General features: G+C 35.1%; 23 protein-coding genes and 1 other annotated feature. Of the genes, 2 read left to right on the forward strand and 21 right to left on the reverse strand.

Features of this window, described 5'->3' with window-relative positions; all coding sequences use genetic code 11:
* Window positions 1–43 precede the first annotated feature (43 nt).
* From FYJ50_RS04515 to FYJ50_RS04615, 21 genes are all read right to left on the reverse strand, one after another.
* Entirely contained in the window at window positions 44–1,591 is a 1,548-nt protein-coding gene (locus FYJ50_RS04515) for a single-stranded-DNA-specific exonuclease RecJ (protein WP_205946421.1), read from the reverse strand.
* Between the two features lie 38 nt (window positions 1,592–1,629).
* The gene (gene ruvB / locus FYJ50_RS04520; RefSeq protein WP_154459882.1) at window positions 1,630–2,637 is read right to left on the reverse strand and encodes a Holliday junction branch migration DNA helicase RuvB; all 1,008 of its coding nucleotides are present in this window, start codon (window positions 2,635–2,637) and stop codon (window positions 1,630–1,632) included.
* A 1-nt stretch (window position 2,638) separates the two neighbouring features.
* Window positions 2,639–3,220 (reverse strand): Holliday junction branch migration protein RuvA, encoded by a 582-nt coding sequence (gene ruvA, locus FYJ50_RS04525; RefSeq protein ID WP_154459883.1) that lies wholly within the window; start codon window positions 3,218–3,220, stop codon window positions 2,639–2,641.
* Between the two features lie 42 nt (window positions 3,221–3,262).
* Entirely contained in the window at window positions 3,263–5,056 is a 1,794-nt protein-coding gene (locus FYJ50_RS04530; protein WP_154459885.1) for an ABC transporter ATP-binding protein, read from the reverse strand.
* Entirely contained in the window at window positions 5,056–7,221 is a 2,166-nt protein-coding gene (locus FYJ50_RS04535) for an ABC transporter ATP-binding protein (RefSeq protein ID WP_154459887.1), read from the reverse strand. The genes FYJ50_RS04530 and FYJ50_RS04535 overlap by 1 nt, the downstream gene beginning before the upstream one ends.
* 6 nt (window positions 7,222–7,227) lie before the next feature.
* A complete protein-coding gene (locus tag FYJ50_RS04540) occupies window positions 7,228–7,683 on the reverse strand; it encodes a MarR family winged helix-turn-helix transcriptional regulator (protein WP_154459888.1) in 456 nt (151 codons plus the stop codon).
* 83 nt (window positions 7,684–7,766) lie between these two features.
* Window positions 7,767–8,516 carry an exodeoxyribonuclease III gene (locus FYJ50_RS04545; RefSeq protein WP_154459890.1) on the reverse strand — a complete coding sequence of 250 codons (750 nt, stop codon included), beginning with the start codon at window positions 8,514–8,516 and terminating at the stop codon, window positions 7,767–7,769.
* Between the two features lie 8 nt (window positions 8,517–8,524).
* Window positions 8,525–9,808 carry a GTPase ObgE gene (gene obgE, locus FYJ50_RS04550; RefSeq protein WP_154459892.1) on the reverse strand — a complete coding sequence of 428 codons (1,284 nt, stop codon included), beginning with the start codon at window positions 9,806–9,808 and terminating at the stop codon, window positions 8,525–8,527.
* Between the two features lie 60 nt (window positions 9,809–9,868).
* Window positions 9,869–10,153: a 50S ribosomal protein L27 gene (rpmA, locus tag FYJ50_RS04555; RefSeq protein WP_154459894.1), complete on the reverse strand. Its 285-nt coding sequence runs from the start codon at window positions 10,151–10,153 to the stop codon at window positions 9,869–9,871.
* A 3-nt stretch (window positions 10,154–10,156) separates the two neighbouring features.
* Window positions 10,157–10,471, reverse strand: coding sequence for a ribosomal-processing cysteine protease Prp (locus FYJ50_RS04560; RefSeq protein ID WP_154459896.1), 315 nt, complete (start codon window positions 10,469–10,471; stop codon window positions 10,157–10,159).
* A 2-nt stretch (window positions 10,472–10,473) separates the two neighbouring features.
* The gene (gene rplU / locus FYJ50_RS04565; RefSeq protein ID WP_154459898.1) at window positions 10,474–10,776 is read right to left on the reverse strand and encodes a 50S ribosomal protein L21; all 303 of its coding nucleotides are present in this window, start codon (window positions 10,774–10,776) and stop codon (window positions 10,474–10,476) included.
* A gap of 12 nt (window positions 10,777–10,788) precedes the next feature.
* Window positions 10,789–10,858 (reverse strand) — a sequence feature (ribosomal protein L21 leader region).
* 52 nt (window positions 10,859–10,910) lie between these two features.
* The gene (locus FYJ50_RS04570; RefSeq protein WP_235900924.1) at window positions 10,911–11,294 is read right to left on the reverse strand and encodes a phosphatase PAP2 family protein; all 384 of its coding nucleotides are present in this window, start codon (window positions 11,292–11,294) and stop codon (window positions 10,911–10,913) included.
* Window positions 11,295–11,435: 141 nt separating this feature from the next.
* Window positions 11,436–13,109 (reverse strand): glutamine--tRNA ligase/YqeY domain fusion protein, encoded by a 1,674-nt coding sequence (locus FYJ50_RS04575; RefSeq protein ID WP_154459902.1) that lies wholly within the window; start codon window positions 13,107–13,109, stop codon window positions 11,436–11,438.
* 51 nt (window positions 13,110–13,160) lie between these two features.
* Complete coding sequence (locus tag FYJ50_RS04580; protein WP_205946423.1) at window positions 13,161–16,211, reverse strand: DNA polymerase III subunit alpha; 3,051 nt, start codon at window positions 16,209–16,211, stop codon at window positions 13,161–13,163.
* Between the two features lie 50 nt (window positions 16,212–16,261).
* Window positions 16,262–16,648, reverse strand: coding sequence for a cytidine deaminase (cdd, locus tag FYJ50_RS04585; RefSeq protein ID WP_154459905.1), 387 nt, complete (start codon window positions 16,646–16,648; stop codon window positions 16,262–16,264).
* 9 nt (window positions 16,649–16,657) lie between these two features.
* A complete protein-coding gene (locus FYJ50_RS04590; RefSeq protein ID WP_154459906.1) occupies window positions 16,658–17,155 on the reverse strand; it encodes a hypothetical protein in 498 nt (165 codons plus the stop codon).
* A 69-nt stretch (window positions 17,156–17,224) separates the two neighbouring features.
* Entirely contained in the window at window positions 17,225–18,814 is a 1,590-nt protein-coding gene (locus FYJ50_RS04595) for a leucine-rich repeat domain-containing protein (RefSeq protein ID WP_154459908.1), read from the reverse strand.
* A 178-nt stretch (window positions 18,815–18,992) separates the two neighbouring features.
* Window positions 18,993–19,598 (reverse strand): hypothetical protein, encoded by a 606-nt coding sequence (locus FYJ50_RS04600; RefSeq protein ID WP_235900925.1) that lies wholly within the window; start codon window positions 19,596–19,598, stop codon window positions 18,993–18,995.
* Window positions 19,599–19,634: 36 nt separating this feature from the next.
* Window positions 19,635–20,699: a CamS family sex pheromone protein gene (locus FYJ50_RS04605; RefSeq protein ID WP_154459910.1), complete on the reverse strand. Its 1,065-nt coding sequence runs from the start codon at window positions 20,697–20,699 to the stop codon at window positions 19,635–19,637.
* 17 nt (window positions 20,700–20,716) lie between these two features.
* On the reverse strand, window positions 20,717–22,834 hold the full coding sequence (locus FYJ50_RS04610) for an ATP-dependent helicase (RefSeq protein WP_154459911.1): 2,118 nt from the start codon (window positions 22,832–22,834) through the stop codon (window positions 20,717–20,719).
* Window position 22,835: 1 nt separating this feature from the next.
* Entirely contained in the window at window positions 22,836–24,008 is a 1,173-nt protein-coding gene (locus tag FYJ50_RS04615; RefSeq protein ID WP_154459913.1) for a hypothetical protein, read from the reverse strand.
* Window positions 24,009–24,081: 73 nt separating this feature from the next.
* Between FYJ50_RS04615 and FYJ50_RS04620 the strand changes: the two genes are divergently transcribed.
* Window positions 24,082–24,954 (forward strand): class I SAM-dependent methyltransferase, encoded by an 873-nt coding sequence (locus FYJ50_RS04620; RefSeq protein WP_154459915.1) that lies wholly within the window; start codon window positions 24,082–24,084, stop codon window positions 24,952–24,954.
* Between the two features lie 2 nt (window positions 24,955–24,956).
* Window positions 24,957–25,619, forward strand: a complete 663-nt coding sequence (locus FYJ50_RS04625; protein WP_235900926.1) for an alpha/beta hydrolase — start codon at window positions 24,957–24,959, stop codon at window positions 25,617–25,619.
* Window positions 25,620–25,628: the final 9 nt, after the last annotated feature.

A 25,628-nucleotide genomic window follows, 5' to 3' on the forward strand; every position in this document is an offset into this window, starting at 1 on the left:
TATGTCCTCTCTTTATTCTCTTATAATAGCACAGTTTTTCTTTTTATTTATATTTTATTGAATCGATTGTAAAATTTACGGATTCTTTATGATTGTAGTTTGAAATCGAAATGGATCCAATCAGACTGTCAATGGCTTTATTTTTATTTCTTAGATGTTCAATGGACTGATTAAAATCCATACATTGCAAACCTTGTTCCAATATATATTTTCGATGTTTTCCATTCTGAAAATCAAATATATTTTTTATTAATGGATTTTCAATTTCAAAAGAAGGAAGTTCAAATCCATTTCCAAATGGTCTTAATACATCTAAACTTTTTACCTGTGATAAAGTTAATTCTTCAGGTGAAATATATAATGTTTTTTTCAATTCTTTTTTCCATTGATATACCTGAATTTTTGTATCAATATACTGTCGAAATTCTTTTAAATTCTCATCTAAAAAAGTAAAACCTGCAGCCTGTTTATGTCCACCGGCTGTTTCAAATAAAGGAAAATCCTTTAAAAATTCCATACAGTTAAATCCTTCTGGTGCTCTCATAGAACACCGGACAAGTCCATCACTTAAAGTGGATACAATGACGGGTTTTTCAAACTGGGCATTCAGCTGCCCAGAAACCAGGCCTACAATTCCTTCATGATAATTTTCATTATATATAAATAAAATGTCTTTTTCTTCATCACATCGACTCAAAGCATCCATTGCCATTTTACTGGACAGATCTTTTCGTTTTTCATTAATGGCCTCTACCTGGTGAACAAAAGAAAGATCCACTTTATCATTTAAGAAATACCGAACCACATTATTCACATTGGCCAGATTAGATAAACGTCCGATCGCATTTAATTTTGGAACAATCTGAAAGGCAATGTCTTTTTCATTTAAATGGTTATCTTTTGTAAAAGAAAAGAAATGAGGTTCATGGCTTTGATTCAGATATCGAATTCCATTCTGGATGATCCAGCGAGTCTGTCTGGTCACTGGCATCATATCCCCGATGCTGGCTACACAGGCACACATTAAATGATAAGGTGTATCCACATGTAGAGCTCGTATACATTCATAGCTGACTCCTGCTCCACATAAAGTGGAAAAATCTTCTTCCAGTTCATCTGGATGAATCAAAAGATCACAAGGGACATAATCTTCCAGTGTATGATGATCGGTCACTATGGTGGATATTCCCAGTTCCATCGCTCTTTCTAATGCCTCAATGGCTTTGATGCCATTATCTACAGTGATAATGATCTGGTATCCTTTTTTATAAGCCAGATTGACGATATGAGGATGAAGCCCATATCCTTCTTTCATTCGATTCGGAATATAAAATCCACATTCCAATCCAAATTTTCTCAATCCATCGACCATAATGGTAGTGGCCATAATGCCATCGCAATCATAATCCCCAGCTACCATGACTTTTAAATGATTTTCTTTTGCGTACTCCATCATTTCCACAAATTCATTCATACAGGATCGACTAGAAACCGGTACTAAAGGTTTATGTATCATCCACTGATTCCAATTCTGATGATCGGGTTCAATAAATTCCAGTACTTTCTGGCTCAACAATGATAAATTTTCCATGAACCTATTATAACCTAAAAAAAATGAATGACAAATAGTCATTCAAATAAGTCAACCTGATGCAGTATTTTTAAATGATCGTAGGCTTTCTGTGTCACAATTCGACCTCTTGGTGTTCGATTGATAAATCCAATCTGCAATAAATAAGGTTCATATACATCTTCTAAAGTGGTCGCTTCTTCTCCAATAGAAGCCGCAATGGCCTCTAAGCCAACTGGACCTCCTTTAAATCGTTCAATGATTCCCATTAAATATTTATGGTCCACCAGATCCAGCCCTAAGCTATCCACATGTAAACAATCCAGCGCATTCTGTGTCACTTTTAAATCAATGATGCCGTTGTTTAACACCTGCGCAAAATCCCGTACTCTTCGAAACAGACGATTGGCCACTCTTGGTGTCCCTCTGGAACGAAGGGCAATTTCACTGGCCGCCTGTGCATCAATATTGGTATTCATTACACGTGCTGTTCTTTGTATGATACATTTTAATTCTTCAATATCATAATATTGAAGCTGGGAAACGATTCCAAAACGATCTCGTAAAGGAGCACTCAGATCTCCAGCACGAGTGGTTGCTCCCACTAAGGTAAAAGGTGGCAAAGCCAGACGAAGAGAATGGGCATTCCCTGATTCTTTACCCACCATGATATCAATGCAGAAATCTTCCATTGCCGAATACAGGATTTCTTCGACCTGCTTGGATAGACGATGAATTTCATCAATGAACAAAACATCTCCTGGCTCTAAAGTTGTTAAGATGGCAGCTAAATCTCCTCCTTTTTCAATGGAAGGACCCGATGTCGTTTTCAGATTTCCTTTCATTTCATTGGATAAGATATAAGCCAGCGTTGTCTTCCCTAACCCAGGAGGACCATAAAACAAAGCGTGATCCAGCGTTTCCTCTCTTTGTCTGGCCGCTTCTATAAATATTTTTAAATTGGATTTCAATTCTTTCTGTCCAATGTATTCATCCAGACTTGCTGGACGAAGTGTCTTTTCAAAGGAATCATTTTCCTGAAGATTTCCATCTACTTCTCTTTCCATTTTATACTCCATTTCTTTTGGCAATCATGCTCAAAGCCAGACGAAGCATTTCATCGGCTTTCAGATCTTTACGGGCAGATAATTCTTTTTTGATTGCATTCAATGCGACTGGTTTATAGCCTAAGGCAATCAGTGCTTCCTGGCATTCTTGCCATACTGGATTGGAAATGGCATCTTCTTTCGATGGCGTCGATACAAATTTTCCTTTCAGATCCAGTACGATCTGTGAAGCCGTTTTAGCTCCAATTCCAGGCAATGCTTTTAAACGTTTTATATCGTCATTTTCAATGGCTTCCACCATTTCTTTTGCCGGACAGGCAACCAGTAAATTCAATGCGGTTTTTGGACCAATGCCTTTAACATTGATTAGTCGCATAAAAACATCATAATCCTGTTCTTCTATAAAACCGAACAATAGAATGGCATCTTCCCGCACATGCTGATAAGTATATAAAAAGACTTCCTGATTCAATGAAAACTGAAATGTATTTCCTGTATAAACTTCATATCCAATTCCCTGAACATCAATCACAATGGTTTCTTTTCGAATCAATTTTACTTTTCCTGATACAAAGGCAATCATAAAACTCTCCTTTAGAGTTTCATTATATCAAAGATTTCTGATTTATACACATTCTTCAAATTGAGAATTGTATAAATTCGCATAGAATCCATTTTTCTTTAATAACGATTCATGATTTCCCTGTTCAACAATATCGCCATCTTTCATAACCAGGATACAGTCCGCATTTTTGATAGTCGATAAACGATGCGCTATGATAAAGCTGGTTTTTCCTTCCATCAGTACATCCATTGCTTCCTGAATCTGACTTTCGGTACGAGTATCCACCGAACTGGTTGCTTCATCCAGGATCAGCACCTTATTATTGGCAAGTATGGCTCTGGCAATGGTCAGCAGCTGTTTCTGTCCCTGGCTTATATTGGATGCATCTTCATTGATTTCCATACTGTATCCTTTTGGTAAAGTACGAATAAAATGATCCGCTTTGGCCTTTTTACTGGCTTCTATAACTTCTAAGTCACTGGCATCCAGATTTCCATATCGAATATTTTCCAAGATGCTTCCTTCAAACAGCCACGTATCCTGCAGTACCATCCCAAAATTTTCACGCAGATCACTTCGCTTAAAGTCTTTTATATTGACTCCATCCAGTAAGATAGCTCCCTGATTGACATCATAGAATCGCATCAGCAATTTCACAATGGTTGTTTTTCCAGCACCGGTTGGTCCTACAATGGCAATCTTTTGCCCAGGGGCAATATGACAGGAAAAATCTTTAATAACCGTTTTATCCTCATTGTACCCAAATCGAACATGGTCAAAGGTAACTTCTCCTTTAATTTCTCTAGAAACCCTCTTTTGAGTTTCTACTTCTTCTGGCTCATTCAGAAATTCAAAAACTCTTTCTCCTGCAGCAGCCATACTTTGAAACTGATTGAAAACCTGAGCCAGCTGCTGAATTGGTGAAGTAAAATTTTTTACATACTGAATAAAAGCCTGAATATCACCAATGGTGATCTTTCCCTGACAGGCATAGATTCCACCCATAATGGCAACCACTACATATCCGGCATTGGATACAAAATTCATCATTGGCATCATCAGTCCAGACAGAAATTGAGATTTCCATGCCGACTGATAGAGCTGTTCATTGGATTCTTTAAATTCTTTTAAAATCGTTTCCTGACGATTGTAGGCACAGATCACATTATGTCCAGAATACGTTTCTTCCACCTGACCATTGACCACACCTAACATTTTCTGCTGGGCTTTAAAATATTTCTGTGAATGTTTGACCACAGACATAACCAGAAAAATGGTAACCGGTAAAATTAATACGGCCACAAAGGTCATCATAGGACTGATGGACAGCATCATCACAAAGACTCCAATCAGCATCGTTACACTTGTCACCAGCTGAGAAATACTTTGATTCAGACTGTTGGATAAAGTATCTACGTCATTGGTAATACGAGATAAAATTTCTCCAATGGTTCTTTTTTCAAAATAAGATAAAGGAAGTCGATTGATCTTTTCACTGATGTCTTTTCGATAGGAATAACACATTTTCTGTGAAATGCCACTCATAAGCCAGTGCTGCACAAAAGAAAACAATCCCGATACAATATACAATCCCAAAAGAAAAAGTAAAACGTTTCCAATATAAACAAAATCTATACTTCCTGTATGTGTAATCTTAGCCATCCACCCTGTGGCAAGAGCCGTAGTTGCCTTTGCCAGGATCTTCGGTCCTAAAATATTGAATACAGTGGATAATATCGCAAAAACCAGAATAAGGATCAAAGAAAAACGATAAGGTTTTAAAGAAATCAGAATCGTTTTCATCGTTCCTTTAAAGTCTTTTGCCTTTTCTGTCGAACGCTTAGGATGTGGCATTATTCGATCCCTCCTAACTCACTCATCGATAATTGAGACCTTGCGATTTCCTGATACTCTTTGCAGGATTTCATCAGTTCCCTGTGATTTCCCATTCCCACAATTCTTCCTTCATCCAAAACAAGAATCTGATCGGCATGAAGAATGGTAGAAATTCTCTGCGCTACAATTAAAACCGTTTTGTCTTTCGTCTTTTTTGACAATTCTTTTCGTAAAGTCGCATCTGTTTTAAAATCCAAAGCCGAAAAACTGTCATCAAATAAATAAATCAGAGGATCTTTGGCAATCGCTCGAGCAATGGAAATTCTCTGTTTCTGACCACCTGATACATTGGTTCCGGACTGGGCAATGTGACTGTTATACTGTTCTGATTTTGACAGAATAAATTCTTCTGCCTGGGCAATCTGGCCAGCTTCTTTCATTTTTTCATCACTGATATCACTTCCAAATTTAATATTGGAGGCTATGCTTCCACTGAATAAAATCCCTTTCTGGCCAACATAGCCAATACAATCCCGCAGCTGATCTAAAGGAATGGATCGTATATCAACACCATCCAGTAAAATGCTTCCTTTGCTGACATCATAGAAACGACATATCAGATTCAGAATGGTGGATTTTCCACATCCAGTACTTCCAACAATTGCTGTAGTCTGGCCTGGTTTCATTGTGAAATTCAGATGGGTCAAAGCCTCATCCTGTCCATCTGGATAAGTAAAAGAAACATCTGAAAACTGTATTTCTCCTTTAAATTCTTTTTCAACAGGTTTATCTGCACTTTGAATGCTGAGTGGCTTGTTTAACACTTCTTCAATACGAGAAAAGGCAACACTGGCTCTAGGCAGCATAATGGAAACCATCGCAATCATCATAAAGGACATCACAATCTGCATTGTATACGTAATATAAGCAATTAAATCTCCTACCTGCATATTTCCCATATCCATAGACTTTGCACCAAACCATACAATCAGCAAGCTGCAGCCATTCATGATAATGGTCATAAATGGCATCATAAAGGCCATGGTACGAGTGGTAAACAGCTGGTTTTTCATTAATTCTGTATTGGCCTTGTCAAAGCGTTTTTCTTCATATTCTTCTCTTGAAAAAGCACGAATGGGCATCACACCGGTTAAAATCTCTCGAGAAACCTGATTGACATGGTCCACTAGAGTCTGTACTTTTTTAAATTTTGGCATAGCAATAACCATCAGTAAAGCAATGAGACCAAGTAACATTCCCACCGTTAATACAATGATCCAGGATAGATCACTTCCGGTATTCCATACTTTTACTATTCCTCCTATTCCCAGAATTGGAGCGTATAACACCATTCTCAACAACATGACATAAACCATTTGTACCTGCTGAATGTCATTGGTTGTACGAGTAATCAAAGAAGCCGTTGAAAACGATTCAATTTCTTCATTTGAAAAAGATAATACTTTTTCAAATACTTTCTCACGCAAATCTTTTCCAATAAAAGCCGAAACCCTGGAAGCCAGCAATCCTACCAGGATTGCACAAGCAACCAGTAGTAAAGTATATCCTAACATCTTGGATCCCACTTTAAATAAATAAGACAGCTGAACTTTCTGTTCGATTCCCTGCGCCCGATATTCCAGCTTCACAAAGGCTTTAGCCTGACTTTCCATTAAATCCAGAGTGCTTTCATCCATTTTTGATAATTGTGAATTCATTGTACTTTGTAAAACTTCTCTAATTTGTGAATCCTTCATTCCTGCAGGAAATGACTGTATAGACAACAATAAATTCTTACAGGCTTCATCTAAATCTTTTACCTGAACTTCTTCCTTATTGTTGGAAGCCATAGAAACCAGAACCATTTCCGGAATGGTAAAAGCCTGTTCCAGAGTCTTATTCTTTTCACAGACCAATGTATATATATCTTCTTTTAAAGAATAAGCATCCATCACCTTCTGTGCATCATCTTCTTCCATCAGCCACAGTAAAGCATCCAGAGAATCTTTTCGAATCGTATCGGGTACATTGCTGGTGATTCCAGACATCTGAATTCCTGTATCCACAATATCACTGGTCATGGAAGGAATGCTTAAATCACAATTGGCCTGAATCACCAGTAAAATAAAAATCACAATACAGGTAATCCAGTGTTTTGATAACTGTTTTAGAATTGAAATCATATTTATCTACCTTCCCGTTGACTGATTGACTGAAGCAATAGACTCATCTAATTTTTTTAGATCTTTTAACAATTGCTCCAGAGAATCAGTTCCATATACATTTTCAATCTTTACGACGTATTCTTTAAGAACCTGTTCACATTGTCTATGACATTCTTTTCCATATTCAGTTAACTGTACATAGACTTTGCGATGATCGTCTTTATCATTGGTTCTTACAATACAATTCTTTTTTTCCAGCTGCTTTAACATTCGAGATACCGATTGAGGAGGATGATTGATCTCTTTTAACAGATCCGATATATAAATCCCATCACAATTTCCATATTCCTGAATCATAATATATAATTTATGCAGCGACCAGAAATGACAATCCGGCAAATCTTTTAATACCGCATTTACTCCAGTACTTAAATGATTTTTCATAGAATGAAATAAAATCATAAAATCACAATGTTCCATCTTCTCACCTCTTTAACTTACGTTAATTATTCACATGGGTTTAATTATTGTCAAATAAAAAGTCCTGAATATTTTATTCAAGACTAAATTTCTATATCCAATTCAACTGGGCAATGATCTGAACCATAAATATCAGTCAATATTTTAGAATCCTTTACTTTATCCATCAGTTCATCGGAAACCAGCCAGTAATCAATTCTCCACCCGGCATTTTTTTCTCTGGCTTTAAAACGATAGCTCCACCAGGAATATTCCACTTTATCTGGATATAAAGTACGATAGGAATCTTTTAAATGAATTAAGATATTTTTCTTAAAGCTGTCTCTTTCTTCATCCGTAAAACCTGCATTTCTTCGATTGGTTTTTGGATTTTTAATATCTATTTCTTCATTGGCAACATTTAGATCCCCACAAAGAAGAATGGGTTTATCAAACGAATCCAGATACTGACTGAAAGCCTGATCCCATTCCATACGGTAATCCAGTCGTTTTAATCCATCCCCACTATTAGGAGTATAAACCGTAATGACATAAAAGGACTCAAATTCCAGAGCAATAACTCTTCCTTCAGTATCATGAACTTCATTGTGAATTCCATATTTTATAGACAATGGTTTTTCTTTACAAAGAATCATAGTACCAGAATATCCTTTTCTTTGTGCACTGTATTTATACTGATAAGGATACAATTCACAATCGATTTCAATCTGATCTTCCTGTGCTTTTGTCTCCTGGATACAGAAAATATCCGCATCCAGGGCATATAAAATTTCAATAAAATCTTTTTTTAATACTGCTCGAATTCCATTCACATTCCAAGAAATACACTTCATAAAAACCTCTAATTCTCAATAAATTCAAATTCAAATCCACACAGCTGTACCGTATCTCCATCCTGACAACCCGCTTCTCTTAGCGCGTTATCGATTCCCAGATAGCGTAAACGGTTCGCAAACAAATAGAAATCTTCTTCGGTATTTAATTTCTTAATATCAAAAATTCTTTCCAGTCTAGGACCATCCACTTTCCATAGACCTTCCTGTAAATGTTCAATTGTGAAATCTTTTTTCTTTTCTTCAAACGTATACGTAACCCCAGTATCCATTGTTTCTTCTTCCATAATTGGAAATGGTGGCGTCTTTTCTAAAAGGTTAGCCGCCTTTGTCAGAATCGGATCCAGTCCTTCATGAATAATGGTTGTCGTTTCAAATACTTCTAAATCTGGATAGGCTTCTTTAAACGCTTTTAAATTGTTTTCTGCTTCATCCAGATCCATTTTGTTGGCCACAACAATTTGTGGACGATCCAATAAACGCAAATTATATGACTTTAATTCTTCATTGATAATGCGATAGTCTTCAATTGGATTTCTTCCTTCTTCTCCACCCATATCCACAAGATGAACAATGACTCTACATCTCTCAATGTGTTTTAAGAACTGATGTCCCAATCCTTTTCCATCGCTGGCTCCTTCAATCAGTCCAGGAAGATCGGCCATCACAAAGCTTCTTCCATCTTTAACCTGCACCACTCCAACATTAGGAGCAATGGTTGTGAATGGATAATCTCCAATTTCCGGTTTTGCTCGACTGACTGCATCCAGGAATGTGGATTTTCCTACACTAGGAAATCCTACCAGTCCCACATCAGCCAGCGTTCTTAATTCAACGATAACATCGTATTCCTGCCCAGGGAATCCGTCTTCTGCATATTTGGGAGCGGTATTACGTGCCGATTTAAAGTGGCAGTTTCCTCTTCCTCCTCTCCCTCCTTTGGCAACGATCTGCTGCTGAAAAGGCTGTGTCAGATCGGCAAGGATCTGTCCTGTTTCAATGTTCTTTACAACCGTTCCCAATGGGACTTTTACAATTTTATCGTCACCATTGGCTCCATGCATTCGTTTATTTTTTCCATTTTCCCCTGGAGTCGCCTGAATTTTACGATGATAACGTAAATCCAGCAAGGTTGTCATTCCCGGGTCGGCTTCAAAGATTACATCTCCACCTTTCCCACCATCTCCTCCAAAAGGACCTCCATAGGCAACGTATTTCTCATGACGGAAACTGACAATTCCATTTCCGCCTTTTCCAGCTTTTACATGGACTTTTACCTGATCAACAAACATATTCAGGCTCCTTTCTATCTAAAAAAATAGACCCCGTTACGGGATCTTTAAAATTCTGTACTAAGCCTGTGGATAAACAGAAACTTTCTTTTTATCCTTTCCAAGACGTTCAAACTTAACTACACCATCGACTAAAGCGAATAATGTATCATCGCCTCCGCGACCAACGTTTGTTCCTGGATGAATCTTAGTTCCACGTTGACGGTAAATGATACTACCAGCATGACAGAATTGTCCATCTGATAATTTTGCACCTAAACGTTTTGAATGAGAATCACGACCGTTCTTTGTGGAACCAACTCCCTTTTTAGATGCGAAAAATTGAATATCTAATGTGAAACGCATGATTTACACCTCTTTCCTTATTATCGTAATATTTTGCGGATAACTCTCTACCATTGTTTCATATTGTTTAACTAAAAACAAGAGAACCAGCTGTAAAGAATCTGAATTTTTTAATACTTTTATACGAATTCGATTTTCCCGAACTTCTAAATCTACATCCTGTTCGAAAAGTTCATCCAATGCGTTTAACGCACCGAATCCTATGGATGAAGCCCCTGCGCAAACCAGATCCTTTCCCCATTCATCAAAATGGGCATGTCCAGCCATACGAATGGACATGATCTGATCTTTATCACACAGTATTTCCACCTTAACCATAATTAAGCCTCAATAGCTGTAATTTTTACACGAGTATATGGTTGACGGTGTCCTTGTTTACGACGAGTAGAGCTTTTCTTAGGTTTGTATTTGATAATTGTAATTTTCTTACCTTTACCTTGTTTTTCAACAACACCAGTAACACTAGCTCCTTCAACATAAGGTTTTCCAATTTTACCGTTAGCGAATAACACTTTGTCGAATGTAATTGTTTCACCTTCGTTAACATCTAATTTTTCAACGTAGATGACAGCATCTTGTTCAACTTTAATTTGTTTTCCACCTGTTTCAATAATTGCGTACATTTTTTTATCTCCTTTCCTTTGATGACTCGCCATTAAGGTGTGCCATGCAACTTTAACCTTTTCTGTGCGGTTGCAAGAGCGGAGTCTGCAACAGTAGTATTATAAAGGAAGGAAAAATGAAATTCAAGTCTATTTTATATAAAATAAATCAGTCCAAACAAAATTCCCAGAATGTATCCTACAAGGACATCACTTACATAATGCAGTCCAGCAATAACTCGAATACAGGCTTCTAAAAAGCTCACAATCAAAAAGAAGATTCCCAGAGGTTTGTTCAAATACAGGATCGTCATTGAAATGATCACCGAAGAAAATACATGTCTGGAAGGCATCGATTGTCCTTTTGTATCTTTTTGAATCAATGGGCGTATGCTCCAGGCTTCATAAGGTCTTAATCGATTGATCTTGCTTCGTATGATAGTTACAATCACAAAAGAAACAGAAGGAACCAGAACCGCTTTCCATAAGAAAGCATTATCCCATAGAATCATTAATAAAAGTGGATATACAATATACATGAGCAGAGTAAAAATTTTGTTTAATAATCTTACAACATGTTTATATCTATGAAATCGTTTATATAAAAAAGAATAAAATCTGCCATAATTCATATTTTTATTGTACAAGAAGCCAAAAAGAAAAACCATCTTAAGATGGTTTTATTTTGGCAATTTAAAGGAACTCTTTAATGGTGTAATGCGATTGAAATACAATTCTGTATCCGTTGTATCTTTTGTATCAATGCAGAAATATCCATTACGTACAAACTGGAATGAATCTCCTGGTTTGAATTCCTTCACAAATGGTTCAACATAACCTTTTGTAACCGTTAATGAATTTGGATTTAAATTTACAGTTCCATCTTCATTATAAACACCTTTGGATTCATCCACTAAATTTTCATACAGACGAGCCGTTACTTCTACGGCACTGTTCTGTTCTACCCAATGGATCGTTCCTTTGACTTTACGACCTGTAAATCCAGATCCACTTCTGGTTTCTGGATCGTAAGTACAATGCACTTTTGTGATGTTTCCATTTTCATCTTTTTCAAATCCTGTACATTTCACAAAATAAGCATTCATCAGACGAACTTCATTACCCGGGAACAGTCTGAAATATTTTTTAACTGGTTCTTCCATGAAGTCCTCTCTTTCAATCCACAACTTTTTACCAAATGGAACCATATGTTTTCCCAGTTCTGGATTTTCTACATTTGTGGTAACTTCCATATATTCAATTTTATCTTCATCATAATTATCAATGATCAGTTCAACTGGATCCAGTACCCCCATAATACGAGGTGCTTTTGGTTTCAGATCTTCTCGAATACAATATTCCAGCATCGCATAGTCTACCGAAGAATTGGATTTGGAAACCGAACACAATTCCATAAACATCTTAATGGATTCTGGTGTAAATCCACGTCTTCTTAATGCAGCAATGGTTACCAGACGAGGATCGTCCCATCCATCAACCACTTTCTGTTCCACAAGACGTTTAATATAACGTTTTCCAGTCACTACATTAGTAACATACATTTTCGCAAATTCAATCTGTTTTGGGAATTCTTCTGGTTTATTTTTAAATCCACATTCAATCACAACCCAGTCATATAAAGGACGATGATCTTCAAATTCCAGTGTACAGATAGAATGTGTAATTCCTTCCAGTGCATCTTCAATTGGATGCGCAAAGTCATACATTGGATAAATGCACCAATCATCTTTTGTATTGTGATGATGAATACGAGCTACACGATATAAAATTGGATCTCTCATATTGATATTTGGACTAGCCATATCGATTTTAGCGCGCAATACTTTAGAACCATCTTCAAATTCTCCATTTTTCATTCCTTCAAACAAACGTAAATTTTCTTCTACTGAACGATTTCGATAAGGAGATTCTTTTCCTGGTTCTGTTAAAGTCCCATGATATTCACGAATCTGTTCTGGACTTAAATCACAAACATAAGCTTTTCCTTTTTTAATCAGTTTGACCGCATTTTCATACATATCCTGAAAATAATTGGATGCGAATTTAACATCTCCATCATATCTGGCATTTAACCATTTAACATCTTCTACAATTGAATTCACATATTCAATGTCTTCTTTTGTTGGATTGGTATCATCAAAACGCAAATTAAAAGCTCCATTGTATTTTTCAGCCAAACCATAATTCAATAATATAGATTTCGCATGTCCTATATGTAAATATCCATTTGGTTCAGGAGGAAAACGAGTAATTACCTTTGTACATCTTCCTTCTTCTATATCCTGATCAATAATTCTTTCAATAAAATTCTTGCTGACAACTTCTTTTTCCATAGGTCCCTCCTACATTGATATTATTCTATCATAGATAGTCAAGTAGTCCACTTATTTTTCCAAAATCCATTTAAAGCTTTTCGCAAGAATCGAATTGGGACGATCTTTTTTTCCATTCACATACACAAATCGATTCTTCTGGATATTCTCTTTTTCCAGTTTATATAAATCTGGCATAACCACAACATCCAGTCTTCCTTTTTCATCTTCAATAGTCATAAAACACATCCACTGTCCATTTTTCGTCTTATGAGTTCGAAATCCATTCACTTTTCCCAATACATTCACATATCCATTAATGGATAATACCTGCTGTATAGGAGTGCTTTTTGGAAATTGTTTTCGTAATTCTTTAATTGGATGCATCGTTAAATAAAAACCAAATACATCAAATTCTTTCTGAGCATCTGCCATTGGATTATCGCTATATCGCACAATGGAAGGTGGAGATACAATATCATAACATAATAAAGTTCCTTCACTGGTCTGGGTACACACTAAATGGGCATAATCCAGTACTTTCTGAAGATTGGCTCTCATTGTTTCCCGATTGTATTCAAAACAATCCAGAGCTCCTCCATCAATGAATATTTTTAATACAGAATCTTCAATTGAAATGGATTTGGTTCTTACCACAAATTCGATAAAATTCTGATATTCCTGTTTTTCTCTTTGTTCAATAATAAGTGGATAAACACTTTTCCCAATTCCTTTTAATACCTGTAATGGCATACGTAAACCTTTTTCTTCTATGGAATACGTTTCATAAGAATATAGAACACTTGGCTTTAAAATCTGAATATTTCTCTTCTGGCATTCATAAATATATTCCATTGTCTTCTTTTCTGAACCAATAACGCTATCCAGTAAACATTTATAGAAATAGAAAGGATAATTCGCTTTTAAATATGCCATCTGGTATACAATCAATCCATAAGCATAACTATGAGACTTGTTAAATCCATATTGTGCAAATCGTTCCATTGTCACAAATATTTCCAGAGCCACTTTCTGTGAAATGCCTTTCTGATACGCTCCCTGTAAAAATTGAACTTTAAACGATTCCATCATTTCCATATTCTTTTTGGACATCGCTTTACGTAAATTATCTGCCTGAGATAAACTGAATCCACCAATAACCTGTGCCGTTTTCATAATCTGTTCCTGGTAGATCATGATTCCATACGTATCTTTTAATACCGGTTCTAATAAAGGATGTAAATATGTTACCTTTGAAGGATCTTTTTTTCTTTCTATATATTCATCAATATTATGCATAGGACCTGGACGATACAAAGCCAGTATTGCACAAATATCTTCAAACTGATTGGGTTTCATCTTATATAAAAGCTGTTTAATTCCTTCCGATTCCAGCTGAAAAACACCCACTGTATCCGCATTTGACAAAAGCTGATACGTTTTGGCATCGTTTAATGGAATTTTTAATATATCCAGGGAAACATGTAAATACGATTCAATGGTTTTTAGAATCTGATCAATGGTTGAAAGATTCTTCAATCCTAAAAAATCCATTTTGATCAGACCTAATTCTTCTAAATATTCCATTGTGAACTGAGAAGCATAAGTATTTTCATCCACTTTCATCAAAGGACACACTTCAACAATGTCCTGCTGGCTTAAAATAATACCGGCTGCATGAATGGAAGCATGTCGGGGAAGACCTTCTAAAGGCAAAGCTCTTTTAAAGAGTTCCTGGTATTTGACATCCTGTTCGATCTTTTTTCTAAAATTTGTATTTTTATGATACGCTTCCAGTAATGTTTCCTTTTCTTCCAGTACACGAATCAGTTCATCCACTTTTCTTACCGGCATAGACATACATCGACTGACATCTCTTAATACCTGTTTGGTCTTCATTGTATTAAAGGTAACAATATGACTGGCTTTCTGATTTCCATATCGATTTATGACATACTGAATTACTTCTTCACGACGATTGTCTGGAAAATCCGTATCTATATCTGGCATTGAAATACGATCGGGATTTAAAAAACGTTCAAACAATAAATCATTTTCAATGGGATCAATGTGCGTAATTCCCAGACAGTAAGCCACTAAAGAACCAGCAACCGAACCTCTTCCAGGCCCAACCATAATCTCTTTACTTCTGGCATATCGGATAAAATCCCATACAATTAAAAAATAATCAGTAAAGCCCATCGATTGAATGACATGCAGTTCATATTGAAGACGTTTCACATAGTTCTCTTTCACATGTCCATTTAATCTTTTCTTTAACCCTGCTTTACATAAACTATTTAAAAATGTATTTGAATCGGCATTGTACTGATTTTTAAAAACAGGCAGTGTATTTCTCTTAAAAGCCATCTGTACATTACACATTTCACAGATTTCATCCGTAGCTTTCAGATCCTGTTCATCATACAATTCTTCCATTTCACCAATGGTACGAAAATAACGATTGTAGCTGACATCTAAGGTCGCATCGTTTAAAGTTGTCTGCCTGGCAATTGCTCTTAAAACTTTTAAATTTTCGACATCTTCTTTTTCTCCATAATAAATACGAGATAAAGCCACTGTTTTCACAAGATTCGAAATTAAATCTTTTAAATAACGATTTCTTTGACGATGAAAACTGGAATCATTCATCGCAATGGAAACATAAAAATCTTTCCAGGCTTCTTTACATAGATTCACAAAAGACAGTATTTCTTCATCTTTTTCTTTAATAATATAAGAAGCCAGTTCATCTTCATAATCCGATGCCGTTAAAACCACACAATTCTGAGTAGATAAAGACAGCTGCTCAAAAGATAAAGTCTCACTGGACATTTTTAAAGTGGAAATCTTATATAATTCTTTTAAACCTGTATCATTTTTAGCCAGTAAAATAAAATGAAATTCTTTTTCTTTTAATATAGCTTCCGTTTCTAAACCAATAATAGGATGCACACCTTTTTCTTTACAAAGATGCCAGAATTTCATCACGGAAAATAAACTATTATGTTCCGTTAAACAGGCATGATAAAACCCTTTTTGAAGACAGTGATCAATAATATCTTCCAGTTTAAAACCTGATTCTAATAATGAGTAACAGCTTCTAACATGTAAATGATTCATATTACATATTATATAATTTGAAACCATAAAAAAAAAGCAGTATCCACTGCTTATTCTAAACACTGTGAGCCAAAAGGATAGGGACACAGATCACAAATGCGATAAGTCACTGATTCTCCTGTATTTGAAAACCAAACAACTTCTTTATCCTTTTCAAACATTTCACTCATTACCTGACGACATACAAAACAGGAAGGCTGAATCTGTTGTGAATCACACAATACATATATTTTTTCAAAATCATAGGGTTTATATCCAGAAGCAATGGCAGAAAAGATTGCCACTCTTTCAGCACAGATAGTTGCCCCATAGGAAGCATTTTCAATATTAACTCCACTAAACTCTTTTCCATCTTTCATCACAACAATACTGGATACACGGAAATGAGAATATGGACTGTATGAATTTTCAAGCAATGCCATTAATTTTTCAAACATATTTCCTCACTAAAGTGGATTTCTTTGAACCACTTCTAAACAATTATGTGCAATCATCTCATCAATAATCTGATCTGGCAAATATAAAGAAGGATCTTTTTTTAAATCAAATCCCATTTCCTGTAAAGATTCCGCTACAAAACGGGAACAGAAATAAGAATTTTCAAAATGATGAGAAATATGAAACAGACATAAAAAGACACCAAAAGAAGAATATTTAAGATTTTTACCTTTTTTTTCACAACTTTCAATTTTATGTTTTAAAATATCATATTTTTCCTGAGATACCGTAAACTGAATTGAAAAACTTTTATTTTTTCTTCTCTGTTTATGACGTTTTGGATATTCTTTTCGAAATCCCTTTTTATTAAAACTATAATAATAATCTGTACCAGATTCTAAAGATACGGATACATGAGAATAGTTGTGACCAAATAAATACAATAACAAATAAGAAATTAAATTGTGATAAGTAGTAAATAACAAAGTAACTTTATTCGTATTCATTTTTTAATCTCTCTAAATATTATATTAACATAGAAAAAGCAGAAATACATCTGCTTTTTATTTTAAGGATTATTTTTTATATTTTTTTCTACAGATCAATCCAATTCCCATGGCTTCCAGACTTGTGAACATTAAAGAGATCCATAAACCAATATTAGAAATCAATCCCGTATTGGTTGTATTCTTATCCGATGAAGGTTTAATTACAGATGTTTTCTTATTCACTGTAAATTCAGTGGAAGCTTCTCCAGTTTCTGAAACAATACCAATTGTATGTTTTCCAGCCTTCAATGTAGATACAAAATCTTTATTCAGTGTAACAATCGTACTTCCTTCTTTGACTGTATAATTCTTTTCATCAAGGGTTTTTCCATCAAGCTCAACTCGAATAAAATCGCTGAACGCCGCATTGGATTTGAAAATAAGCTCTTTCTTTTCTCCTGCGGTTATGCTTTGTCCTTTACCCTCGATAATTTCAGGTGCTTTTCTGGATACAACAGTATCTTTTAATTCGATTTCATTTTCTCCATCTTTATCTGAAAAATATGTATCACAGACTGTACAATGCCAGTATTCAATATTTCCTTCTTTTGATGCCGTTGCATCCTTAGCTGAAATATGCTCAAGAATATGATTATCTAGAATTTCTACTGTTTTTGTGACTGTAAATTCAAATCCATCTGAAGTTTTCGCATATACAACAAATTTTAAACCATTTTCTTCTCCTGGATAACTTTCATGAGATACTTTTCCATTTAATCCATCCGAAGCATCTAGATCAATTTCACTGCCACTATGACTGAATTCATGATACAGTGTTGCATTTGTAAGACCTTCCGGTAAAGTTACAGATACTACCGTATCCTGCGTTCTACATACCTGATCCGGTGCATTGATTACAATAGTTGGAACCGTTTGTTCTTGTGTTTTTTCTTTACAAATACCACATTCACCCTGATATTTTCCATCCTTTTCGCTCCAGTTATAATAATGCGTATGGTTATTAATATTGGATAACAAATTTTCATCAGAGATGCCAACAACAGGATAACCACAGATTGCTGCAGGAAGATCAACAGAACTCTTTCCATATCCTAAATCGATGCTGGTAATGGTTACTTTACCACTATCTAGACTGTATCTAACTTTTGTTGCCCTGGAAATAATATGTACACTATCATAAACAACATTTAATCCTATAGGCAAGAATATACTTTGTAGTTTAGAACATTCCCTAAAAGCCGCATTTCCAATAGATGTAACATTATTTGGAATCGTTATACTTGTAAGATTCCAGCAACGAGAAAAAGCATCGCTACCAATCGATGTAACATTATTTGGTATTGTAATACTTGTAAATCCACAATGATCAAAAGCATGAGAACCGATAGATGTAACACCATTTGGAATCGTTATATTTTCAAGGTTATCGCGACCAGCGAAAGCATCTGTTCCAATAGATGTAACCGGGTTTCCATTAATTGTATCTGGAATACTAACTACAGTATCCGTTCCAGTATACTTTGTGATTGTGACTTCATTCGTTTCTTCCGATATACTATATTCAAAATCTTCATATGTATCGGCATATATTGCTGTAGGCAACAACATGAATATGGTACATATTGCACAGATCATGCTTAATAATTTCTTCTTCATTTATCTTCTCCATTTCCAAAATACTAATTATGTATTTTTAATAATTGAATATACATTTATATTTTACGAAATGTAATGGATTGCTTCAAGTATTTATTTAATGTTCTGTAATATATATCAATATTTATGCATCGTATCTATAAAAAAAGACCAATCTTATATAGATTGATCCATTTTCTTAATATCTTTTAATCTGATTAACAAGATCCTGATTCTTTGCGCTGTTCATATTGTCTACAACTTTGTTTCCAGCTCCTGTTTTTGTCAATTGTACATAAACCTGACCTTCCACTGGATGCGCATCATCGACAAGATATGTATAGGCTGCAATTTCAAGATCATACATTTTACCTTCTTCAGTATTGGTAAAATAAGTCGAAACGGGACAAATGGAATCCACAATGGAATAGGCTTTATCACAGATAGAAGCTGCTGTATCACTGGAAGCATCATCACTGATATCTAAAGAAATACGTAATGTAGCACTCTTTAAATTGGTTTCTACCGCTTCCACTCCTTCAATGTTCATCATTTCTCCATCGATCTGTTTTACCATTTCACTTGTGATTTCTGGATCCAGATCCCCTTTTCCAAATCGATTTCCGGCAACAGGTTTATTCTGTCCTCCTAAGCTTGTGATCAGAACATAACCGACTATAATACATGGAATCGCAATGACTATTATCGTAAACCAGACAAGCTTATGACCTTGTTTTGGCTTTTTTTCTTTGATTGTTGTTTGAATCTTTTGTGGTTTTTTAACCTTTTTCATCTGTTTTGCCATTCTATTTCCTCCGCTGTTATTATAACATAAGTCTATTTATAAAGTCGAAATAACCGTACAATCCGTTTCATTCTCTTTTCTTTGAATAATAATATATGTCTCATTATTATTCTTGATCGTAACCGTATATCGACAACCCATCCGGGAAAACATTGACATATTTTCTTTGGCAACCTGACCAATGGCTAAAATTTCACCAGTTGATTTGGCATGCGCTTCAATGGTAATCAATATTTTTTTCGGTTCCTTGTCTTCATATTTCGCTTTTGCGCTCACAAAAGTATAATCGGTCAAAATATTTGTAAGTGAATTTTTATAAGAATCAAATTCACTGGCCATTGTCGTATCCAGATTATTCATTTGTGAACTGGGTATCATTACCCATTCTTCACTTACAGAATCAAACGAACCCTGTCCTCGATTAAAGAATCCCAGTCTGGTATATCCACCATAGGATTGAGAATCATCATCCAGTACAAATCCACAAACCAGAATAGGTACATTGGCCGTAATTTCATTGAATCTTTCTCTCATATAGGAAACCAGTTTATTGGAAGTCACATCAAAATAATTATTTAACTGTTCCTTTTCAATTTCAACTTCACTTCCAGAATCCAGATATAAACTTCCATTCAATACAAATGAGATGGAAATTCCTTTTAAATTCTCATTGGAATACCAGTCCAGTTCATATATATCCACCAGCACTACAGGACCTGTTGAAATCCCATTTCCTGTATCAAATTCTTCATCTTTACTTGGATTCAATCCTATAGGATTATCATCTCTTAATGTCCCTAACAATCCTCTGGAACCATCTGTGGCATCCAGTTCATCATAATCCAGAAATGTATGTGTCTTAAAAGTAACATTGGCAGGGTCAAAATAAGACTTTGACAGGTCCATCAATCCACTTTCAATCTGCACACGACAGTCCAGATCTGAAATCAGACTGGCATGTTTAACTCTTGTATCACTATCCTTAAAAGGTAAAGAAGCTGCATAATCTCCACTGTATAAAGCCGATGATGTTTTTGAAAACATCGAACATCCACTTAATACAATAACCATGAAAATACTTAAAATCCAATTCTTTTTCATAAATACTCCTGTTTGTATTATAACTTTTTTAAGGAAGGATGCAATGCATTTAACTTCTTGACGCCAAAGTTTTGCTGGAAAGCAATGGTTGCGATATTTCCTTCAATCGATATCACCACTCCTTTTCCATACACTTTATGATCCACCAGATCTCCTTTTCGATATTTTGTTTTGGATTTAGAACTCATCTGTGGTTTACTTTCCACTTTCTTTTCTTCTTTTTCTTCAATAAATCTTTCCGGAATTTCTGCCACAAATCGACTTGGTGTCTTATAAGTTTCCAGTAAATAACTGTAACCGGAATTCCATGAAATGCACAAACGATTTTTCGCACGTGTCATAGCCACATAACACAGTCTTCTTTCTTCTTCTAAAGACTTGTTTCCTCCTTCATCAATAGCTCTTGAAGAAGGAAAAACACCTTCATTAAAATTGACAATAAATACATTTTCAAATTCCAGTCCCTTTGCGGCATGAACGGTCATCAAAGTTACCGAATTTAATTTTTCTTCCTGTGATTTATCTGTAAACAAGGCAACATCCTGTAAATATTCTTCCAGACTCAGATCTGGATTTTCATTCACACTGGAGGCAATATCCTGTTTCAGTTCTTTTAAGTTTTCAATACGATCTTCTTCGTTATTTTCTTCCAGCATCTTTAAATACCCTGTTGTTTCCAGAACATACTGAAAGAAATCTTCTAAAGAATAATCCTGACGATGACTTCTTAAATCTTCGATCACATCCACAAAAGCTTTACATTTTAAAGCGGAAGCTTTTGATAATTCTTTTGTGTTTTTCATCACTTCATATATATTTTCATCCACTGCCAGCTGTTGTAAATTTTCTATGGTTTTAGCTCCAATTCCTCTTCGAGGCTGATTGATAATACGCAACAAAGCCAAATCCATAGACATCTGTTTAGGATCGTTTTCATCTGGTAAAGTACACATTTTCAGATAACTTAACAGATCTTTAATTTCCTGACGTTCATAGAAACGAATGCCTCCATAAATTGTATAAGGAATCCCTACTTTACGTAATACTCTTTCAAATGAACGAGATGAAAAGTTGGATCGATATAAGATCGCAATGTCTTTAAATTCCACTCCTTTTTTTCTCAGTTCAATAATCTGCCGGGATACAAATAAAGGCTCATCGTTGTCATCGATACAATTCTGCATCTTAATTTTCTGATTGCCCGCTATTGTAGAAAACAGATCTTTCTGAATTCGATTCTGATTGTTTCGAATCAGTGCATTGCTGGCATCCAGAATGGGTTGAATGGAACGATAATTCTGATCCAGAATAACCGTTTTACAGTCTGGAAAATCCAAATCAAAACGCATAATGATATCCACACTGGCTCCTCGCCATGTATAAATGGTCTGATCGGGATCTCCTACTACACATAGACGACATGTTTTAGATGTCAACAGTCGAATGATGTCATACTGAATGGGATCGACATCCTGAAATTCATCCACATGAATATAATCTAAGCGATTCTGCCACTTTGTACGAACTCTTTCACATCTTTTAAGCAGTTTATGTGCTTCCAGCAGCAGATCATCAAAATCCAGAGCTTTCATCTCTTTTCGTTTTGTTTCATACTGTTTATAAATCTGACTGATGGTTTCCATTTCGTCATTGCAAGCCATATCAAATGCCTGATTGGGATTGATATTTTCCGTCTTATAACCCGATATATAATTTAATACTTTTCCAAAAGGTAAAGCTTTTACCTGAATGTCCATCTTTTTATAAATTGGTCTTAAAATAGCTTTCTGATCGTCACTGTCCAAAATGGTAAAAGAAGATGGATATCCAATTTCTAAAGCATCTTCTCTTAAGATACGAACGCATAGAGCATGTATTGTTGAAATACGAACCTGCTGGGCCTGTGTATCCAATTGAGCAAACAGTCTTTCTTTCATTTCATTGGTTGCTTTATTAGTAAAAGTAATGGCTAATATACGATTGGGCCATACGCCACATTCTTTGATCAGATAAACAATACGAGCCATTAAAACTCTAGTTTTTCCACTTCCGGCTCCTGCAATGATACGAACATGCGAATCAATTGTCATGGCTGCCTGTTTCTGATTTTGATTTAAAGTACTTAAAATTTCCATATTACTGATCCATTTCTAATTGAAATTCACTTTCCTTAATGCATTGTGTAAGATAAGGAATATATTTTTCTTCCTGACACACACAATGAAAATATAAAGTGGATTTTTCTTTTATAATTGCTTCTATTTCATAATGATTTTCTTCTTTTAAGGTCTGTATCTGTATCTGTTTATTCCGATATAAGATAGATTGCCCCTGTTCAAGCTGTGATTGTTTTGTACAGATATAAGGATATAAACTAGCCTGAATCATATAATGCCACTCTGTATCTTTCTGATAAGGAGCCATTAAAACCAGAGCTTTACTGACTGGATCATAGCTTCTTTCAGCCCATCCATGACATACCACTTTAACATTCGAAAATAAGTGATACACTTCTTTTAATCGATACTGATAGATTTCCTGTTCCATCTGAACTCCATTTTCACATTTATTCAAACGCTCCAGCTGCTGGCACAGATATTTATATTCTTTTAAAGGCAATGAAATGGAAGCATCCATCTGATAAGCACATTCAATATAATCGCAGATCTGATTGGCATGTTTAAGAGTCGATTCATTCATCAATGTATATTTTCCAGCTCCATAATTACATAATTCATATAAAGCTGCATTTTTATAGAATTGTGCATCTTTATCCCATTCATTCCATATATAAAAATAAGGAAGCAAAGATTTTTCATCCATCTGTTTAAACTCTTCTTTATCGATTTTTCCAATGGGAGTCAATATGGAATGACTATCATTTAATGGTAAGAAATAAGTCTGTTCATACATATAATTTTGTGTCTGCATGTCGGAATTTTTTAATAATAGATCCTTTAAATAGACAATTTCATCTTCATAAATGGAACACAGTGCATCAAAATCTCCATCATAGTTTAAATCATCTTTAAATTCATAGTTTCCTTCAATTTCTTCCTGCAAATCGAAAAAGAATTCCACCACAAAGGCATGAAACCCTGGTCCCGCAAAACGTGTGGTTGCACTTAAAAAGACATCTTTTCCTTTTTCTGTTACCTGAATTTTTCCTTGAGGACAAACCAGAATCTCTACACAATCCAAACGTTCTTCAATTTGAATCTGTTCTCTTTTACAAAGCAACCCCAAAACCTGATAGATTTCATTTTTTTCCTGTTCGTTTCGATTCGGACAAATTAATTGTACAAACATAGTCATTCCTCCAATCAAGTTTTATTATTATATCATACTCGCTAATTTTCCTACAATGAGATATAATCTTATTATGAATCAAATAAGCAATCAATGGAAAGACTATGAAGTCATAGACACAGGAAATAAAGAAAAATTAGAAAGATGGAATCATACAATTTTAAGAAGACCCGATCCTGTCTGTATCTGGCCAATTGAAGATGAAAGGGAATGGAATAAGGCCGATGCGATCTATCATCGTTCAAAATCAGGTGGAGGTCAATGGGAATACAAAAAGCCACTGAAAGAATTCTGGACTATTGGATATAAAGATCTTCGTTTTAAGATCAGTCCAACTGGTTTTAAACACACTGGATTATTTCCAGAGCAGGCAGCCAACTGGGATTTCATGTCTGAAAAAATCAGACAGTCTTCCTTAGAAGAAATTCGTATTCTGAATTTATTTGCCTATACAGGAGGTGCCACTATGGCCTGTTCAAAAGCAGGAGCCAGCGAAGTGGTTCATGTGGATGCTTCAAAAGGAATGGTGCAATGGGCAAAAGAAAATATGGTCCTTTCTTCTTTACAGGATCATAAGATCCGCTTTATTGTAGAAGACTGCCTTAAATTCGTGAAAAGAGAACAAAGAAGAGGAAGAAAATATCATGGTATTGTGATGGATCCTCCTAGTTATGGAAGAGGCCCCAATGGAGAATTATGGAAACTGGAAGATCAGCTTTTTGACCTGATTCAGAATTGTATGCAGATTTTAGATCCAGATGCTTTATTCTTTATCGTAAACTGTTACACAACCGGATTTTCCTGTTCCACTTTAGAACAGACTTTAAAACATTCCATTCAGAAAGAATTTAATGGAAAAATTGAAGTAGGAGAAAATTTACTCCCTGTTTCTTCTTCTAATGATGTACTTCCTTGTGGAATTTTTGGCCGATGGACAAAGGAGTAAATATGTTTTTAAAGAAACCCATTATTTATACCGTTCATGGTTTTGGAAAAAAATTGTCCCATGAATTTGATCCTTTATGTTCTTATTTAAAGAAAAAACGCTATGAGGTCATACAATTAGATCTGTATGATTTAAACAACGAAGAAGACATTCATTATGCAGACTGGATAAAAAAAGCTGAAACAGGTCTACAGGAAGTCTTAAAAAGAAAAAGACCAGTTATTATACTAGGATTCAGTATGGGAGGAGTCATTGCTTCTTATCTGGCTTCTATCTATCCCGTTCAGTCTTTAATTTTATGTGCCCCTGCTTTTCAATATTTAGATCTTCCAAAAATAGGTGCACAGGGTGTTAAATTTATTAAAAATCTTTCTAAAGGAAATGAATCTCATTCAATAAGCTCAAAGCGTACAAAAGCTTTTACAGAAGTTGTTTCCAATTATAAAAATTCAATTGAACATGTAAACTGTCCTGTATTATTCTTACATGGAAGTGATGATGAAGTGATTCCTGTGGATAGTTCAAGAAATGCCTATCAGCTGGTTTCTTCAAAAAAAAGAATGATTTTACTGGAAGGAGCTCATCATCGTTTTCTATATGATGGTCAAATGGAAAAAACAGCTTTTGTGATCATTGAACAGATGATCAAAGGAAATCTGATATAAAAAAAGCTT

The organism is Floccifex porci (genome assembly GCF_009696175.1).
In the GTDB taxonomy this organism is placed as follows: Bacteria; Bacillota_I; Bacilli_A; order Erysipelotrichales; family Erysipelotrichaceae; genus Floccifex; species Floccifex porci.

Excerpts from the sequence above, each read along its gene's own strand:
- FYJ50_RS04515 (WP_205946421.1), bottom strand. The coding sequence starts at position 1,591 with ATGGAAAATTTATCATTGTTGAGCCAGAAAGTACTGGAATTTATTGAA.
- ruvB (WP_154459882.1), bottom strand. The coding sequence starts at position 2,637 with ATGGAAAGAGAAGTAGATGGAAATCTTCAGGAAAATGATTCCTTTGAA.
- ruvA (WP_154459883.1), bottom strand. The coding sequence starts at position 3,220 with ATGATTGCCTTTGTATCAGGAAAAGTAAAATTGATTCGAAAAGAAACC.
- FYJ50_RS04530 (WP_154459885.1), bottom strand. The coding sequence starts at position 5,056 with ATGCCACATCCTAAGCGTTCGACAGAAAAGGCAAAAGACTTTAAAGGA.
- FYJ50_RS04535 (WP_154459887.1), bottom strand. The coding sequence starts at position 7,221 with ATGATTTCAATTCTAAAACAGTTATCAAAACACTGGATTACCTGTATT.
- FYJ50_RS04540 (WP_154459888.1), bottom strand. The coding sequence starts at position 7,683 with ATGGAACATTGTGATTTTATGATTTTATTTCATTCTATGAAAAATCAT.
- FYJ50_RS04545 (WP_154459890.1), bottom strand. The coding sequence starts at position 8,516 with ATGAAGTGTATTTCTTGGAATGTGAATGGAATTCGAGCAGTATTAAAA.
- obgE (WP_154459892.1), bottom strand. The coding sequence starts at position 9,808 with ATGTTTGTTGATCAGGTAAAAGTCCATGTAAAAGCTGGAAAAGGCGGA.
- rpmA (WP_154459894.1), bottom strand. The coding sequence starts at position 10,153 with ATGCGTTTCACATTAGATATTCAATTTTTCGCATCTAAAAAGGGAGTT.
- FYJ50_RS04560 (WP_154459896.1), bottom strand. The coding sequence starts at position 10,471 with ATGGTTAAGGTGGAAATACTGTGTGATAAAGATCAGATCATGTCCATT.
- rplU (WP_154459898.1), bottom strand. The coding sequence starts at position 10,776 with ATGTACGCAATTATTGAAACAGGTGGAAAACAAATTAAAGTTGAACAA.
- FYJ50_RS04570 (WP_235900924.1), bottom strand. The coding sequence starts at position 11,294 with ATGTATATTGTATATCCACTTTTATTAATGATTCTATGGGATAATGCT.
- FYJ50_RS04575 (WP_154459902.1), bottom strand. The coding sequence starts at position 13,109 with ATGGAAAAAGAAGTTGTCAGCAAGAATTTTATTGAAAGAATTATTGAT.
- FYJ50_RS04580 (WP_205946423.1), bottom strand. The coding sequence starts at position 16,211 with ATGAATCATTTACATGTTAGAAGCTGTTACTCATTATTAGAATCAGGT.
- cdd (WP_154459905.1), bottom strand. The coding sequence starts at position 16,648 with ATGTTTGAAAAATTAATGGCATTGCTTGAAAATTCATACAGTCCATAT.
- FYJ50_RS04590 (WP_154459906.1), bottom strand. The coding sequence starts at position 17,155 with ATGAATACGAATAAAGTTACTTTGTTATTTACTACTTATCACAATTTA.
- FYJ50_RS04595 (WP_154459908.1), bottom strand. The coding sequence starts at position 18,814 with ATGAAGAAGAAATTATTAAGCATGATCTGTGCAATATGTACCATATTC.
- FYJ50_RS04600 (WP_235900925.1), bottom strand. The coding sequence starts at position 19,598 with ATGGCAAAACAGATGAAAAAGGTTAAAAAACCACAAAAGATTCAAACA.
- FYJ50_RS04605 (WP_154459910.1), bottom strand. The coding sequence starts at position 20,699 with ATGAAAAAGAATTGGATTTTAAGTATTTTCATGGTTATTGTATTAAGT.
- FYJ50_RS04610 (WP_154459911.1), bottom strand. The coding sequence starts at position 22,834 with ATGGAAATTTTAAGTACTTTAAATCAAAATCAGAAACAGGCAGCCATG.
- FYJ50_RS04615 (WP_154459913.1), bottom strand. The coding sequence starts at position 24,008 with ATGTTTGTACAATTAATTTGTCCGAATCGAAACGAACAGGAAAAAAAT.
- FYJ50_RS04620 (WP_154459915.1), top strand. The coding sequence starts at position 24,082 with ATGAATCAAATAAGCAATCAATGGAAAGACTATGAAGTCATAGACACA.
- FYJ50_RS04625 (WP_235900926.1), top strand. The coding sequence starts at position 24,957 with ATGTTTTTAAAGAAACCCATTATTTATACCGTTCATGGTTTTGGAAAA.